Source organism: Labrenzia sp. THAF35 (assembly GCF_009363595.1).
Taxonomy (GTDB): domain Bacteria; phylum Pseudomonadota; class Alphaproteobacteria; order Rhizobiales; family Stappiaceae; genus Roseibium; species Roseibium algicola.
On sequence record NZ_CP045380.1, the window covers coordinates 4,134,022 to 4,150,523 of the forward strand.

The following is a 16,502-nucleotide window of genomic DNA, read 5'->3' on the forward strand; positions in this document are numbered from 1 at the left end:
GGTCAAGGAAGCCGGCATGACAAAAAAGTAAGGTGCCGGGCCGTTGTCGTGCCGGAGCAGCCCGAAAGTTGCAACTGGCCGCACGCGTTGCATCGGATGGAAAAATCCGCGATAGGGTGAAGCCAGTTTCTCAGCCGGATTTTCAGGACACATGAACCAGCCTCTTTTTCAACCGTCTCGCCGCAGTGACGTTGCCCCCTTCATCGCAATGGATGTTCTTGCCGAAGCGGCACGTCTGGAAGCGCAGGGGCGCAAGATCATTCATATGGAAGTCGGGCAGCCATCGGCCCCGGCGCCCAAGGCTGCGTTGGATATGGCGAGAAAAGCTCTGGATCATGGTCGTCTCGGCTACACCGAAGCGCTTGGCATCCGCCCGTTGCGCGCGGCATTGGCTGCGCATTATCGAACGACCTATGGCGTCGACGTGCCTGTCGAGCGGATCATGGCAACCACGGGCTCATCCGCCGGGTTCAATCTCGCCTTCCTTGCCGCATTTGATCCCGGGGACCGAATTGTCCTGACGGCTCCCGGTTATCCGGCCTATCGCAACATCCTGAAAGCCCTTGGTCTCGTTGCGGTCGAGATCGAAGTCGGGGAGGAAACCCGGTGGAGCCTGACGCCAGCGCATCTGGAAGAGGCTCAAAAAGAAGGTCCTGTGAAAGGCGTCCTGGTTGCCAGTCCGGCCAATCCGACCGGAACGATGATGACGGCCGATGCGCTGGAAGACCTGATCCGCTATTGCGACGAGGCGGGCATATGGTTCATCTCGGATGAGATCTACCATGGGCTTTGCTACGACGGTGAAGAGAAGACCGCGCTGGAAACATCGCAGAATGTCATTATCGTCAACAGTTTTTCGAAATACTATTGCATGACCGGCTGGCGCATTGGCTGGCTGGTGTTGCCGGAGCAACTGGTGCGCCCAACAGAGCGGATTGCCCAGAGCCTCTATATTTCTCCGCCAGAGCTGTCCCAGATCGCTGCGGGAGCAGCACTCAACTCGGTGCAGGAACTGGAAGCGGTCAAGGCAGGGTATGCTGCCAACCGCGCCTTGCTTCTCGACGGGTTGCCGAAAATCGGTCTCGACAAGCTTTTGCCGGTAGATGGGGCCTTTTACATCTATGCAGATATAAGCCGGTTCAGCTCGGACAGTCTCGATTTCGCCAGGCGTATGCTGCACGAGGCAGGTGTCGCGGCAACGCCCGGTGTCGATTTCGATCCCGTGCACGGTCATGAGTTCTTGCGCTTTTCCTTTGCAGGTGCGCATGACGATATGAAGTTGGCGCTTGAGAAGCTCAGGGGTTTTCTCAAAGCAGTCTGATCATCGATCGCATCGGACAACAAAAAAGGCGGCACACTGGCCGCCTTTTCCATTTCAAAGCTGGTTGATGTCACCGGTTCAGAAGAACGACCGGCCACGCTGCCACCAGCCGCCGCGTTTTGGCTTGTCTTCCTTGTCGTCGTCTCCAGATGTTTCGCTGGTTACGACAGGCTCGGCCGGCGCCTTGCGCGCAGGTGCTTCTTCTTCGGCGTCGGCATCGGCTTCGCTGGCAATCGGCTGCTCGGAAGTCGGCGTTTCGACCACGATGGTTTCAGCTTCAGCCATCACCGGTGTCTCATCTGCCGCATCGGCCTCTACAGGAACGGCGGCACCGTCCTGCTGCGCAGTTTCTTCCGCAGGGCTTTCGCCGCTAGCGTCCGAAACCGTGTCGCCATCGACGGCCTTTGCCTCATCGGCCTGGGCACCATCCTGTGATGCGGCACCCGCAGCTTCTGTTTCCTGACCGCTTTCGGCGACGGCTACGGCTTCAGAACCGGTCTGATCGTCCTGCTGTTCTTCAGAGGAAGCGGCATCCCGAGTTTCGTCATTGGTCTCGCCGTCGTTTTCAGCGCCACCTTCGGCCTGCATATCGTCACCGTTGCGACGGCCGCGGCGACCACCACGGCGTCCACGGCGGCGCTTGCGACGCGGTTCATCGTCACCGTCCTCATCACCACCGGAACGGGCTTCCTGCGGCTGCTCGTCATCGCCGTCGGCGTCGTCTGCCTCGGCGTTGACCTGACGCGATTCGCCATCGTCCTGCTGGTTATCGGAACCACCCCTCCGGCGCTTGCGCCGGCGGCGCCGGCGGCGGCCGTCATTGTCGTCTTCCTGGGCGAATTCCTCGATGTCCGGCTGTTCGGTGTCTTCGTCGATGATCTCGATCGTATCCGGCTGGACAATCGCAGGAACCGGCATCGGCACACGGTCGCGATCGACCGGTGCACCGCGCTCCAGAACGTAGAGCTGGCCATTGACCATGTCGTCCGCATGCACTTCGACATCGATGGCGAAGCGGGTTTCCAGATCGACCAGGTTCGAACGTTTCTGGTTGAGGATATAGAGCGCTACCTGCGTAGTGGTGCGAATGATCAGGTTGTGGGACGCGCCTTTCAGAAGGTTGTCCTCAACCGAACGCAGCACGTGCAGGGCAACGGATTCCACAGACCGGATCATGCCGGTGCCCTGGCAATGCGGGCAAGGCGTGGTCGAGCTTTCCAGAACGCCGGTGCGGATGCGCTGACGCGACATTTCCAGCAGGCCGAAGTGCGAGATCCGGCCAACCTGGATGCGGGCGCGGTCGTTCTTCAGACAATCCTTCAGCTTGCGTTCGACCGACCGATTGTTCTTCGACTCTTCCATGTCGATGAAGTCGATGACGATCAGACCGGCAAGATCGCGCAGGCGTAGCTGTCGGGTCACTTCTTCCGCCGCTTCCAGGTTCGTCTGGAGCGCGGTGTCCTCGATATTGTGTTCGCGGGTTGACTTGCCGGAGTTCACGTCGATCGAGACCAGAGCTTCGGTCTGGTTGATGACGATATAACCACCGGACTTCAGCGTTACCTGCGGCGAGAACATTGCATCGAGCTGCGGTTCGACACCGTAGCGGATAAATAGCGGCGAAGGGTCGCGGTAGGGCTGGACGTTCTTCGCATGGCTCGGCATGAGCATGCGCATGAAGTCCTTGGCCTCACGGTAGCCTTCTTCGCCCGCAACAAGGACCTCGTTGATGTCCTTGTTGTAGAGGTCGCGGATCGATCGCTTGACCAGACTGCCTTCCTCGTAGACGAGGCTTGGAGCACTGGATTTCAAGGTCAGCTCGCGAACGTTTTCCCAAAGCCGCATCAGGTATTCGAAGTCGCGCTTGATCTCGGCCTTCGTCCGGCTTGCACCGGCGGTGCGCAGGATCACGCCCATGCCTTCCGGCACATCCAGTTCGGAGGCGATCTTCTTCAGGCGCTTGCGGTCAGTCGGCTGGGTAATTTTGCGCGAAATGCCGCCGCCACGGGCGGTGTTCGGCATCAGCACGGAATAGCGGCCTGCGAGCGACAGGTAGGTCGTCAGTGCGGCGCCCTTGTTGCCGCGCTCTTCCTTGACCACCTGCACCAGAATGATCTGGCGGCGCTTGATGACTTCCTGAATCTTGTATTGCTTGCGCAGCGGGATAATGCGCTCAGGAACTTCTTCCATCGCATCTTCCGCGCCGACGGATTCGACGGCATCGACATCATTGTCGGCATCATCGTCATCGTCGTTCTGACGCTGGCGGCGACGGCCGCGCCCGCGGCCACGCGAGCGAACCGGAGCCTCTTCTTCTTCGTCTGCTTCTTCCTCGGAAGAGGATGCTTCGTCTTCTTCTTCGTCGGAGGCGTCTCCGTCTGTGCTGCGCGCCGATACGCCTTCGCCATCCGTTTCGTCGGCAGAGGTCTCTTCGGAAACTGCGTCAGTATCTTCTGTGGCCTTTACGGCCTCTTCGTCGCCTTCTGCGGTGTCTTCGGAGGCATCCGCCTCAACCTTGTCGCTGGCAACGGTTTCAGCAGCCTCGTTTCGTGCTGCACGGGAGCGGCGGCGGCGCTTTGGTTTTTCTTCACCGTCCGAATCATCACGCTGTCTGTCGGCTGCTTCCGCAGCCAGAAGTGCTTCCCGGTCGGCAACAGGGATCTGATAGTAGTCAGGGTGAATTTCGCTGAAAGCGAGGAACCCGTGGCGATTTCCGCCATATTCGACGAATGCGGCCTGCAGGGACGGTTCGACCCGGGTTACCTTGGCAAGATATATGTTTCCGCGCAGTTGCTTCCGATTAGCTGCTTCAAAGTCGAATTCTTCAACCCGATTGCCACGCACGACGACGACCCGGGTCTCTTCCGGGTGGCCCGCGTCGATCAGCATTTTGTTTGCCATTATTGAACTTCTCCACGGCAGCACTCATGGGCGCATGTGCGAAACGCGCATCGCGCAGCAGGAGGATGTCTGCCGTATTTGTTATGCTAAGATGAGAAAGAGCGTCTGCGCCCGGCGCGGTCGTATGATCAACGAAGGCAGCCGCTGAAGCGGTACCTTGCTGTATGTTGATCACCATGTGCATCGCGCGGGTCCTTCAGGCAACGCAGGCCCTTTAGTTAAGTCGTTGTACCTTCTGCCGGTATGCAGCCTGGCTTCGCCAATGGGCCTGCATCCGGTTCCGGAATGGGTCCGCTCCTAACGGCCGCCGAAAACCTCGCCGGGGAAACTGCCGTTTTGTAAGGGCAACACGTCGCGAGGCGGGGCGGTCTCAAAGAGGTGCCGATACCAGATCCACTGTCTTCCAGGGCTTGTCTTTAAGCGGCAGAACGGCCTCTGTTCTGTCGTTAGAAGGCCTGGGAATGCGATAGCGTTGTGGATAGACACCCATGTCAGCTATCTGGAAAGGTATCGGTTTCAAACCGAAATCCGTAAGGTACTTTTACGTTCCGTCGCAGCGCATTGCAAGCAATGTGAATTGGATATGGCATTTTCCTTGCGTGGCGGATGGCGTATGACAGGGCTGACGGGGGCTCAACACGCGAAGTTTTCGAGCGACATGGCCGAAATAATTGAGTTCAAGGACAGAATGAAACCGCAAGTAGACCAGGGACCGGGCACTGTTTTGAGACTGGCGACGTCTTTCGCAGTGGTTTTGAGCATCTGCGTTGCTGCGATTGCCGGCCTGACTTGCGCCGCATCTGCCGAACCGGAAAAGGCCCGGGTAACCGGAGCGCGCGTGGCGGGAGACGAGGCGCGCACGCGATTCGTTCTTGATATGAACCGTCAGGTGACACCGACCATCTCCGGCCTTGCCAATCCGGCCCGGCTGATCATTGACCTTCCCGAAGTGACATTTTCGCTGCCGGCCGATTCTGGCGAGAGCGGGAGAGGGCTTGTCACCGACTGGCGCTTCGGCCTCTTTGCGGTTGGAAGATCCCGTGTGGTGATGGACCTGACGGGACCGGTGAAGGTCGACAAGACATTTTTCCTGCCGGCTGTAGATGACCAGCCTGCGCGGCTTGTTGTTGACCTTGTCAGCGCGACAGCCGACGAATTCGACACCTTTGTCGAGACCTCAAGGCCCAAGCGCGTCGTCGCCGGGAGTGATTCCGCACCGAAAAGTGACCGTTTGACCGCTCCAAAGAACAGAGACAAGCCGCTAATCGTCCTCGATCCGGGGCATGGCGGTATTGACACCGGGGCGACAGGCGTCCACGGAACTCTCGAAAAGGCGATCGTTCTCGACTTCGCTCAGCTGCTCAAGGAAAAGCTGGACGAAAGCGGGCTCTACAACGTTCAACTTACCCGGGATGATGACACATTCATCCCGCTGGGGCGCCGAGTTGAAATCGGTCATGAACTCGAAGCCGATCTCTTCGTCTCCATTCACGCCGATTCTGTCCGGCGCGGGCAGAAATTGGCGCGTGGCGCGACCGTCTACACAATTTCAGACAGGGCGTCGGACCAACTGGCCGAAGATCTGGCCCAATCGGAAAACATGTCGGACGTCATCGCCGGTGTGGATCTGACGGAAGAGCCAACAGAGGTGACAGATATCCTGATCGATCTTGCGCGACGCGAAACGAGGTCGTTTTCGGTCTATTTCGCCAGGTCGCTGGTGGACGAACTCAAAAGCGCTGTCCGGCTGATCAACAATCCGCATCGTTCTGCGGGTTTCCGGGTGTTGAAGGCCCATGATGTGCCCTCGGTGCTGGTCGAGCTCGGCTATCTCTCCAACGAACATGACGAGAAGCTTCTGATTTCCGACGAATGGCGTGAACGCATGGCGAATGCCATGACCGAGGCTGTTCACGGATTTTTCCGGCCGCGGCTTGCGCGGCAACAAGCAGCACCGTCACAGTAAAAATCCTTGCATTGCTTTCAAAATGGCAGGTTAGCACTGGCGATTGCCTCAGCATCGCCATATTGGTGCACGAGGAAGGCAGACAAGTTTGTGCGACTGTCGGCATCGGTGATGCTGAGCAAATGTTTCCGTGTTAAAAAGCTGGAAGCGCTAAGAACGGGGAAAGACGAGCCCGCGGTATGAAATTTTTGGTGAAGTTTTTTGGCTACCTGTTCGGAATCGGCGCGATCTTTGCGCTGCTGATTGCCGCCGGGGTCTGGATGTACCTGCAGGACCTGACGAAGGATCTGCCGGATTATACGGCCCTGAAGAACTATGAGCCACCGGTCATGACGCGTGTGCATGCCGCTGACGGTAGTCTTATGGCCGAATACGCGACTCAAAGGCGCATGTTCCTGCCGATCCAGGCAATCCCGGATCGCGTCAAGCAGGCGTTTGTCGCAGCCGAAGACAAGAATTTCTACACCCACATCGGTGTTGACCCGGAAGGCATTGCCCGTGCGGCGGTGCGTTTCATCCAGAACTATGGATCCGGCCGTCGTCCGGAAGGTGCTTCGACCATCACGCAGCAGGTCGCAAAGAACTTCCTCTTGTCCGATCTCGTGAGCGAAGAGCGTGAACGCCGTTCCGCCGCGTATGAGCGCAAGGTGAAGGAAGCGGTTCTTTCCCTGCGCATCGAGCAGGCCTACACCAAGGACGAAATTCTCGAGCTTTATCTCAACGAGATCTATTTCGGCTTCGGGGCCTACGGCGTCGCAGCCGCTTCGCTGATCTATTTCGACAAGTCGGTTCACGAACTGTCGCTTGAAGAAATCGCCTATATGGCAGCGCTGCCGAAAGGTCCGAGTAACTATCATCCTTACAGGAAGACAGAGGCCGCCATTGCGCGCCGCAACTACGTGATCGACCGTATGATCGCAGATGGTTACGTAAGCGCCCAGGATGGCGAGGAAGCCAAACAGAAACCGATTGTCGTCAAGCCGCGTGAAACCGGATCTCGCCTGTTTGCCGCCGAGTACTTCACTGAGGAAGTCCGCCGCGAAGTGGCCGACATCTTCGGCGACAAGCGCCTGTACGAGGGCGGGCTTTCGGTGCGATCGACGCTTGACCCCGAAATGCAGAAACTGGCCCGCAAGTCGTTGATGGACGGTTTGATTGCCTTCGATCATCAGCGTGGCAGCTGGAATGGCCCTGTCGACAAGATCACCCTTGGTGCCGACTGGGGCATCGATCTGGCCAAGGTGGAAGCCCTGAGCGATCTGCCGGAGTGGAAGCTCGCAGTGGTTCTGGAAGCCGGCGGCGAAGAGGCCAAGATTGGCGTTCAGCCGGAACGGCAGGTCAGTGGCCAGCTTTCCGAAGAACGCAAGACCGGCCCGTTGTTCCTGAGCACCATGAAATGGGCCCGGGTCAAGGGCAGGGCACCGAGCGCCGTTTCCGATGTGCTGACGCCTGGCGATGTTGTTTATGTTCAGGAAAGCCCGGTTGCGCCGGGAACCTATGAACTTCGTCAGATCCCGAAGGTGTCGGGCGCTCTGGTGGCGATGGATCCCTATACCGGCCGTGTCCTTGCACTTGTCGGTGGTTTCAGCTTTGCACAGAGCGAATTCAACCGTGCAACGCAGGCCTACCGGCAGCCTGGTTCGTCCTTCAAGCCGTTCCTTTACGCTGCCGCTCTCGACAACGGTTACACGCCGTCCTCAGTTATCATGGACGCGCCTCTGGAAATCAGCCAGGGCCCGGGTCTCGGCACGTGGCGCCCGCAGAACTATGGCGGCAAATTCTACGGTCCGTCGACCCTGCGCACAGGCATCGAGCTGTCACGAAACGTCATGACCGTTCGGCTCGCTCAGGACATGGGTATGCCGCTGGTCGCAGAATATGCGAAGCGTTTCGGCATCTACGACAACATGCTTCCGGTTCTGTCCATGTCACTTGGTGCGGGGGAAACCACCGTGCTGCGGCTGACCACCGCTTATGCGACCATCGCAAATGGCGGCAGGAAAGTTCGACCGACCCTGATCGACCGTATTCAGGACCGTTACGGCCGCACCATCTACAAGCATGACAGCCGTATCTGTGACGGCTGTACGCAGGATGTGTGGGAAGGCCAGGACGAACCGACCCTGATCGACGACCGCGAGCAGGTACTCGACCCGATGACTGCCTATCAGATCACATCGATGATGGAGGGCGTGGTTCAGCGCGGTACGGCAACGTCCGTTCGTGCGGTTGGTCGTCCGGTCGCCGGCAAGACCGGTACCACCAACGACGAAAAAGACGCCTGGTTCATGGGCTTTACGCCGGATCTTGCGGTCGGCGTGTTCGTGGGTTTCGACAATCCGAAACCGATGGGCCGTGGGGCAACCGGCGGTCAGGTGGCGGCGCCGATCTTCACCGAGTTCGTCAAGACTGCTCTGGCCGACAAGCCGCCGGTGGAATTCCGTGTACCCAAGGGTCTTCAGCTGATCCCGATCAACCGCCGCACCGGTCTTAGAACCGCTGCCGGTGATCCGGGTTCGATCCTGGAAGCCTTCAAGCCTGGCATGGCCCCGCCGGACAGTTACTCCGTCATCGGGTTCCAGGACACCATGGGAGTTCCGACTGCGGTTTCTCCGGAAGCGCAGCAGGCCGTTACGGTCGGCACAGGCGGTCTTTACTGACCCGCCTTGCCTAGCAGGGGCTGGCTGACTGTCGGGTCATCGCGAGATCCTTTTCGACGGTTTACAGCGAAGTCCTGCTTGGGTAATGTCCCGCTCCAATTCTCGGCCCGGTGCCTCTTGCAGGAGACCGGGCCGCTTCACATCAAAAGCGAGGTATCCGATGCGCGCCGAAATGGAAGCGATCGTCGATGAAATCAAGCAGGCCATAAGCCTGCTGAGGAGGCATCTTTGACTGGGATCAGGCCGTCGTCCGACTGGAAGAGCTGAACGCCCTTTCCGAAGATCCGAACCTCTGGAATGAGCCGTCCAAGGCCCAGAAGCTGATGCGCGAGCGTCAGCAGCTTGATGACAGCATTGGTGGCATCAAGTCGCTGGAGCAGGACCTTTCCGACAATATCGAACTGATCGAACTCGGCGAAATGGAAGACGACAAGTCCGTCATTACCGATGCCGAGGAAGCGCTTCGTGGTCTCAAGGGCAAGGTCAACCAGCTGCAGCTCAATTCGCTGCTGTCCGGTGAGGCCGATGCGAACGACACGTACCTGGAAATCAACTCCGGTGCCGGTGGTACCGAGAGCCAGGATTGGGCGTCCATGTTGCTTCGCATGTACCGCCGGTGGGCGGAAAAGCGGGGCTTCAAGGTCGAAGTGCTGGAATATCATGACGGTGAAGAAGCGGGCATCAAGTCTGCGACCTTGCTGATCAAGGGCGAGAATGCCTATGGCTGGCTGAAGACCGAATCGGGCGTGCATCGCCTCGTGCGGATTTCGCCCTATGACAGCAACGCCCGCCGCCACACCAGCTTCTCCAGTGCCTGGGTCTATCCGGTGATTGACGATTCCATCGAGATCGACATCAACGAGAGTGATTGCCGCATTGATACCTACCGCGCCTCCGGTGCAGGTGGTCAGCACGTCAACACGACCGATTCCGCCGTGCGTATCACGCACCAGCCAACCGGTATCGTGGTGCAATGTCAGTCCGAGCGCTCACAGCACAAGAACCGGGCAACGGCCTGGTCGATGCTGAAGGCCCGCCTTTATGAAGCGGAGTTGAAGAAGCGCGAAGAAGCGGCCAACGCCGAAGCTGCCTCGAAAACCGACATCGGATGGGGGCATCAGATCCGCTCTTACGTGCTTCAGCCCTATCAGTTGGTCAAGGACCTGCGCACGGGTGTTGAGAGCACGTCTCCGGGCGATGTTCTCGATGGCGATCTGGATGAATTCATGGAAGCTGCGCTGGCACAGCGCGTCTTTGGTGGAGATCCGGTCGAAGTCGCCGATATCGACTAAAGGCACAGTGGAAAATACAAATGAAAGCGGGGCCATTCGGCCCCGTTTTTTTGTTTCGGCCTTGTTCACCCTTCAAAGGTCGAGTGCCGAGAAGCGATCGCCTGCCGCCAGGAAAGCTGCCGGATTGCCGGGCTTGTCATGCCGGCGGATCTCGTAGTGGAGATGTGGACCTGTGGAGCGACCGGTGGAGCCGACATTGCCGACGAGATCGCCCGCCAGAACATGGTCACCTTCCGATACCTGGATGCGGCTCATATGAGCATAGCGGGTGACAAACCCGTTCGCATGACGGATCTCCACCATCTTGCCGTAGCCACCGTTACGTCCGGCGCTGATCACTGTGCCGGGCGCCGTTGCGAATACGCGTGCGCCGTAAGGGGCCTTGAAGTCGATGCCAGTGTGCATGGCCAGCCGGCCCAGGAACGGATCAACCCGAGGACCGTAGGTGCTTGACACAGAGCCGTTCCGGACGGGCCGTTTGATCGGCAGACGCAGTGCGGTAAATTTCACGCGGCGCAGAGTGTCCAGGGCTGTGTTTGCGCGGTCCAGGCGGTCTGGAAAGTTCTCGTCGTTGATCGGCTGGAACGGGCCGCCGAGGGAGGTCTTTTCACGCAGTGTGGCGTTGAGTCCGGGCGTGATAGAGCGCGTGATGCGGAGGATGTCCTCAATACGGCCTTCCGTCGCGATGGTGATCGCATCGACGGCCGCCGTACTTTCTTCGTCCATCATGGAGATGTCGGCCTTTACCGCGTCGAGGGCAGCCTGTTTCTCAGAGTTTTTTTTTACGTCGGTATCCGGCGTTGCGGTATCGGTTGCCGGCTGCTGCAGAATAGCCAGTGGATCGAAGGACCTTGTGGAACCGTCGCGCAATCCCAAGGCTTTTACCGGTTCCTCGATCAACTCGCTTTCGCCGCCGATTGCAGACTTGTCGCTACCATCCAGGGAAGCGAGGTTACGCTCGTCGAGCGAAGGTTTCTCCGGGGGCAGGGGCTTGTCGTTGCTAAGGTAGATACCGACGCTTTCCGCCCTGGCAACCAGGTCGGCCACGATGGCATGGCGCTGGTTGAGGTCTTGCTGCCGGCGCAGAACGTCCATTACCTGGATCTCGACGGTTTCCCTGTCGACCATCTGGCGGCTCGTCAGATTTGCAATCTCGGTACGCAGGCGGTCGATGTGATCCTGATACTCCAGCACCAGCTCGGTTCTTTCAGCGCTGGCCTCGGCCATCATGTCACTGCGCAGAGCGTAGTAGCCAATTGTGCCTGCAACCGCCAAGGTTGCCGTCACGCAGCCGATTGCACCGCAAATAAGATGAACCGGCCTTACACTGTACGTGGTCGTCTTCTCGCCCTTTTCCAGAACCGGATGATGTGGCTCTGTCCGGGGGGCTTGATAGGTCCGCGTCGATTCTTGGCGCTGTTGCATTGTCACTCAGTCACTGCCTGCATTCTGCAAAAGATCTGAGCCTGATTAGAATTTGGTAAGGTTAATAATTCGTCTTCACGGCAGTGAAATTTATCCGATGAGAGGCGCAAGAGGCTTGTAAAAACCGGGAGTTAGTCCGGCTTCGGACCGCGCGCGATCGTTGAAGGGAGGTTTTAACGGACCCCTGAAGTGACGGCGCACGTAGGTGTGGAATGCCGACTCAGGCCTGATTCCCTGCCGGTCACACAGAAACCGGAACCACTTTGCGCCAAAGGCGACATGGTTTTTCTCGTCCCGATAGATGATGTCGAGACATTTGGCGGTGTCTTCGTCATCGATTTCGCGGGCTTTTTCGATCATCGGTGGCGTGATGTCGAGGCCTCTTGCCTCGAGAACCAGCGGAATGATGGCAAGGCGGGCAGCAAGGTCGTGTCCGGTGTCCTGCGCTGCCTGCCAGAGACCGTCGTGGGCAGGCAGGTCTCCATAAGTGGCGTCCAGTTTCGCCAGGCGCTCCTGCAGCATGGCAAAATGCTTGGCTTCCTCAAGCCCGACTCGCACCCAGTCGTCATAGTAGGACCTGGGCAGCCTGACGTGCGCGAAGCGTCCGATCAGGTCCCATGTCAGGTCCACTGCATTGAGCTCGATGTGTGCCAGGGAGTGAATCAGGGCAAGGCGGCCCGCCTTGCCCTTCAAGCTGCGTTTTGGCATGTCTCGCGGTGCAAGCAGAACAGGTTTTTCCGGCCGGCCCGGCCGATCCGGCATCGCACCATCTCTCGAGGGAGATCCGAGAGCGAGTTCACGCTGAAACCAGGCCCTTGAGACAGCATAGGCAAGCCGCACTTTTTCGGCTGTATCGGAAGCGCACACGATCGCTCGCGCTCCGGCAACCAGAGTGTGCGGCAAGTTGTCCCTTCCGGTCACCACCCTGGCGCTGCCGGTTGCCGTTTCCAGTGGGGAACTCACAGGGCCCGCGCAGCCTCAAGAACGGCATCCGCGTGCCCTGGAACTTTCACCTTGCGCCAGATCTCGGCGATCTTGCCGTCTGCACCGACGAGAAAGGTGGTGCGTTCCACACCCATGTATTTCTTGCCGTACATGGATTTTTCCACCCAGACCCCGTAGGCCTCCGCGACTTCCTTTTCCGTGTCCGCCCCCAGTCTGATCGCCAGATTGTGCTTGGCGATGAACTTGTCGTGTTTGGCGGCTGTGTCAGGCGAGAGCCCGATAATGGTCACGCCAAGTTTTGCAAATGCATCGGACTGTTCAGTGAAGGCAATAGCCTCCTTTGTGCAGCCCGGCGTGTCATCCTTGGGATAAAAATACACTACGACGGGTTTTCCTTTGAGGGCGCTCAGCGACACTTTGTTGCCGCCATCCCCTTCCAGTTCGATATCCGGTGCGACATCCCCGACGGCCAATTCGCTCATCATGCCTTCCTTCTGTCAAAGTTTGTGCGTTAATGCCGGTTTCCGGCTGCGTCTACAATGGCTGCGGTCGCTTTTAGCAAAGCTTTCGCAGTATCATCAATCGCTCAGCGACTCGTCCGGAGCTGCAGTGAGGTAACCCGGCGCTTTGCTCCGAACCCGAACCCAAGCGCCTGTCTTACGCATGCAGGCGGAAGATTGGATTGACGTATTTGCCTAAAACCGGCGGATCTCAGGACACGGCCAAAGTGACGCCGAAAAAACGCAAGCGCTTGCGCTACGTCGTCGCCGCCGTTCTGGTTGGTCTTGTTGCCGGCATCGCCATTCTGTTTGCAACCGGGCCGGTGCACATTCCGCTTCTAGGCAGCCTGCTGGCCTATCAAGGCACCCGAGGGCAGGTCGAACTTTCCATTGGCAGCGCAAGTGTCGATTTTACGGCGCCGGACGGCATCAATATCTTGATTTCGGATGCCAGGGCGGAGATCGCCGGTGGGTCACCTGTAAGCATCAGTCTTCCTGAACTGACTGCGCCGCTGAACCGGGATGCACTGCTCTCCGGCAAGCTTCATTTTTCGTCTCTAATCCTGACAAGGCCCCATGTGCGGATTGTCCTAGCTGGCGGGCCGGCGAAGTTTCCGGAAATGGGGCCGCTCATGGAAGCCGTCGACAGGGTCAGCGATGTAGTGGACGACCAGTTCGCCCGCCGAGGCCTCAGCTTCGTCAAGATCCGTGACGCTTCTTTCGAGTTGGCCGGTTCCATCCCCAGACGATACCGAGGCATTGACGCGGATATCCTGCGTGACGACAACCGTTCGATACGGGCGTTCGCGCGAGTTGCCGGCAATATCTCCACCTGGAGACTGGAGCTGGCGCGCAACGCACCGCCGGGTGCGAATGCCAAGAGCATCGGGGTCGTGGTCAACGGAATCACCCTTGCCGAACTGCTAGGGCCAAACGCGAAATCGGTGCAGGGCAAGGGGCTGGGACTCCCGGCCTCCGCCAAAATCGAGAGCAGACTGACAGGCGATGGCAAGTTCGTCTCCGCCAATGCGGTTGCGCGTGTGCGCAACGGCTGGTTCCAACTTGGCAAGACACTGGTCGCATTTGACGATGCAGCACTGTCCCTGTTGTTCGAGGCGGGACAAGACGCAATTGAAATTACCAGTTCGCACGTCATTCGCGGCAATTCACGCATCTTCTTCACGGGGTCTGTTTCGCCGGTTGCTGGTGATAGTCCGGAGTGGCAGATCAATCTGGATTCGGAATATCCGCAGTTCGGTTCAGCCGATGTTCCCGAAGAGCCGCATATGCTGGACGGCGTCCAGATTCGTGCGCGTTTCGATCCGCTTGAAAAATTGCTCTCCGTCGACCGCTTCACGGCTCGCTCTGGCAAGGCCGTCGTGCATGGTGTCGCCTCGCTGCAGATTACACCGGAAGGACCTTATCTGGCGCTGGCCGCTGATGGGGCGTTGATACCGGTTGCAGTGGCAAAGCAGCTCTGGCCGATCACGCTTGTGCCGCCGGCGCGCCGCTGGATCATCGAACGCCTGAAAGGCGGCTTGATCGAGACCGTTTCCTATACGGGTGCGCTCCGCCCGCCGGCATTTGATCCGCGGGATCCGGACCCGGGCTGGGCGGGGGACGACATGCGCCTGGACATGACGTTTTCCGATGGTGCAGTGACGCCTGTTGGGGACGTTCCGCAGATTGATGGCCTCGACGGTACGCTCACAATTGAAAACGAGACACTGACCGTGACCGCGACAGGCGGAACGGCGACGGCCTCAAGTGGCGGCGAGGTTACCCTGCCGGATGGTGTCTTCGCGATCCAGAACCTGCCTTTGCGGGACGGCAAGATGGCAAGCGTGAAGACCCGCATGGAGGGATCGGCGAGCGACCTTGGTGCGATGGTCAACAGTGCGCCTTTCCGCGTGCTGGACCGGGCTGATCTCAAGAATGATGGCGTCGAAGGGGCGGGAGAACTTGAAATCACGGCTTCGTTTCCTTTGGGCAATGAAATCGATCTTGCCGATATCGACTGGCAGGCGACAGGCCGTCTGACGAATTTCTCGGACAGCAATCCGATCATGGGGCACACGGTGCGCAAGTCGGATGTTGCGCTGGAGGCCAACAAGGATCAGGTCGCGATTACCGGCAAGGGGATACTCGACGGATTGCAGGCCGATATCGACCTTGTGGTGCCCTTGGGCGAATCCGGTGTTGCGGCACGACAGGATGTTGTTGTTGCGCTCAACGCGAAGCAGCTGAAAGAGAAGGGGGTGGATCTGACCGCCTTTCTCCAAGGCAACATGACTTTGAGCGTTGCAAAGGTCAGCGACGGACAGGAATTCGTCATCGACTTGAAACAGACGGATGTCCGGCTGCAGGCGCTCGGCTGGCAAAAAGCCAAGGGTGTTCCCGCAACGGCGTCTTTCAAGCTGGTTGAGACGGACACACAGCGCCGTGTAAAGGACTTCAAGCTGGTATCAGAGGGCGTCGATGTTGCCGGTTCGATGCAACTGTCGATGGCCGGCGATCTTGTCAGCGCATCGTTCAATACATTCAAGCTGCGTCCGGGCGACAATGTCGAAGTCGATATCCAGAAGGCGACGGACGGACGCTACGACATCATCTTCGCCGGGTCTTCCTTTGACGGGCGCGGCCTGATCAAGAGCATGCGGAGCCCCGGCGGCAGCAAGGGAGCGGGTGATTTTTCGGGCGGTGCAAGAATTGCCGCCAATATTGACCGTGTAACCGGGTTCAATAATCAGGCGATCGAGAAATTCTCGGGCAAGATCGATACCGGTGCCAAGGGACTGGTCTCTGCGGACTTGAAGGGACTTGTGAACGGCCGTGCGAATTTCGAATTCACGGTGACGGACCAGGGCGGCACGCAGGCGGCAATTGGCCGTTTTGCAAATACAGGCGCAACACTGCGTTTCCTTGACCTCTACAAGCGTATGCGCGGTGGAACCGGGGTCCTGAATGTGGCGATGGCCGACGAGAACAGCTGGGTCGGCGATTTCAACGTGCGCTCACTGCGGATCACGGAAGATCCGGCCATTCAGCGTATTCGCGAGCAGAACCGCTCAAATCGCATCCCGGACGGGCGTGCGATCAATACCAACGAAGCTGCGGACACCGCCAGTTTCGAAACTCTGGATATCAATTTCTCACGGGAAGGCGAATTGCTGACCATCAGTCGCGGGGCTCTCCAAGGCAACGCACTGGGAGGAACTGTCAGCGGCTCGGTGGACCTGTCGCAGCAGACGCTCAATCTTACCGGTACCTTCGTGCCGATCTACGCGCTCAACAATTTCTTCGCCAAGATCCCGCTGTTGGGCTTTGCGCTCGGCGGCAATTCCGGAGAAGGCCTGATCGGTGTGACCTATCGCTTGTCTGGTTCGGTGTCCGACCCGGTGCTCTCGGTCAATCCGATTTCGGCGATAGCGCCGGGCATTTTCCGCAAGATGTTCGAGTTTCAGGCGAACTGAGCAATCGCACTAGCCAATG

General features: G+C 58.8%; 9 protein-coding genes. 5 read left to right on the forward strand and 4 right to left on the reverse strand.

Features of this window, described 5'->3' with window-relative positions:
• The first annotated feature begins 151 nt into the window (after window positions 1-151).
• A complete protein-coding gene (locus tag FIU93_RS18965; RefSeq protein ID WP_152506447.1) occupies window positions 152-1,321 on the forward strand; it encodes a pyridoxal phosphate-dependent aminotransferase in 1,170 nt (389 codons plus the stop codon).
• A 78-nt stretch (window positions 1,322-1,399) separates the two neighbouring features.
• On the opposite strand, the gene FIU93_RS18970 is transcribed toward FIU93_RS18965, so the two are convergent.
• Window positions 1,400-4,222, reverse strand: a complete 2,823-nt coding sequence (locus FIU93_RS18970; protein ID WP_152506448.1) for a ribonuclease E/G — start codon at window positions 4,220-4,222, stop codon at window positions 1,400-1,402.
• 688 nt (window positions 4,223-4,910) lie between these two features.
• On the opposite strand from FIU93_RS18970, the gene FIU93_RS18975 reads away from it, so the two are divergent.
• The 3 genes from FIU93_RS18975 to prfB all read left to right on the forward strand — a co-directional run bounded on the left by FIU93_RS18975 (window position 4,911) and on the right by prfB (window position 10,140).
• Window positions 4,911-6,188: an N-acetylmuramoyl-L-alanine amidase gene (locus FIU93_RS18975; RefSeq protein ID WP_152506449.1), complete on the forward strand. Its 1,278-nt coding sequence runs from the start codon at window positions 4,911-4,913 to the stop codon at window positions 6,186-6,188.
• A gap of 188 nt (window positions 6,189-6,376) precedes the next feature.
• Window positions 6,377-8,848, forward strand: coding sequence for a penicillin-binding protein 1A (locus FIU93_RS18980; protein ID WP_035909305.1), 2,472 nt, complete (start codon window positions 6,377-6,379; stop codon window positions 8,846-8,848).
• A gap of 160 nt (window positions 8,849-9,008) precedes the next feature.
• Window positions 9,009-10,140 (forward strand): peptide chain release factor 2 gene (prfB, locus tag FIU93_RS18985; protein ID WP_139314079.1). Its coding sequence is split into 2 segments (ribosomal slippage): window positions 9,009-9,074 and window positions 9,076-10,140, totalling 1,131 coding nucleotides; the frame shifts between segments, so codons are not numbered across the junction.
• A gap of 72 nt (window positions 10,141-10,212) precedes the next feature.
• On the opposite strand, the gene FIU93_RS18990 is transcribed toward prfB, so the two are convergent.
• The 3 genes from FIU93_RS18990 to bcp form a co-directional block, all read right to left on the reverse strand.
• Window positions 10,213-11,565: a M23 family metallopeptidase gene (locus FIU93_RS18990; protein ID WP_022998406.1), complete on the reverse strand. Its 1,353-nt coding sequence runs from the start codon at window positions 11,563-11,565 to the stop codon at window positions 10,213-10,215.
• 90 nt (window positions 11,566-11,655) lie between these two features.
• Window positions 11,656-12,468, reverse strand: coding sequence for a ferritin-like domain-containing protein (locus FIU93_RS18995; protein ID WP_209010431.1), 813 nt, complete (start codon window positions 12,466-12,468; stop codon window positions 11,656-11,658).
• 56 nt (window positions 12,469-12,524) lie between these two features.
• Window positions 12,525-12,992, reverse strand: a complete 468-nt coding sequence (bcp, locus tag FIU93_RS19000; RefSeq protein ID WP_152507637.1) for a thioredoxin-dependent thiol peroxidase — start codon at window positions 12,990-12,992, stop codon at window positions 12,525-12,527.
• 245 nt (window positions 12,993-13,237) lie between these two features.
• Between bcp and FIU93_RS19005 the strand changes: the two genes are divergently transcribed.
• Window positions 13,238-16,483: an AsmA-like C-terminal domain-containing protein gene (locus FIU93_RS19005; RefSeq protein WP_209010168.1), complete on the forward strand. Its 3,246-nt coding sequence runs from the start codon at window positions 13,238-13,240 to the stop codon at window positions 16,481-16,483.
• Window positions 16,484-16,502: the final 19 nt, after the last annotated feature.

What these genes read in the sequence shown, in the direction of transcription:
- FIU93_RS18965 (WP_152506447.1), top strand. Translation starts at nt 152, where the DNA reads ATGAACCAGCCTCTTTTTCAACCGTCTCGCCGCAGTGACGTTGCCCCC.
- FIU93_RS18970 (WP_152506448.1), bottom strand. Translation starts at nt 4,222, where the DNA reads ATGGCAAACAAAATGCTGATCGACGCGGGCCACCCGGAAGAGACCCGG.
- FIU93_RS18975 (WP_152506449.1), top strand. Translation starts at nt 4,911, where the DNA reads ATGAAACCGCAAGTAGACCAGGGACCGGGCACTGTTTTGAGACTGGCG.
- FIU93_RS18990 (WP_022998406.1), bottom strand. Translation starts at nt 11,565, where the DNA reads ATGCAACAGCGCCAAGAATCGACGCGGACCTATCAAGCCCCCCGGACA.
- bcp (WP_152507637.1), bottom strand. Translation starts at nt 12,992, where the DNA reads ATGAGCGAATTGGCCGTCGGGGATGTCGCACCGGATATCGAACTGGAA.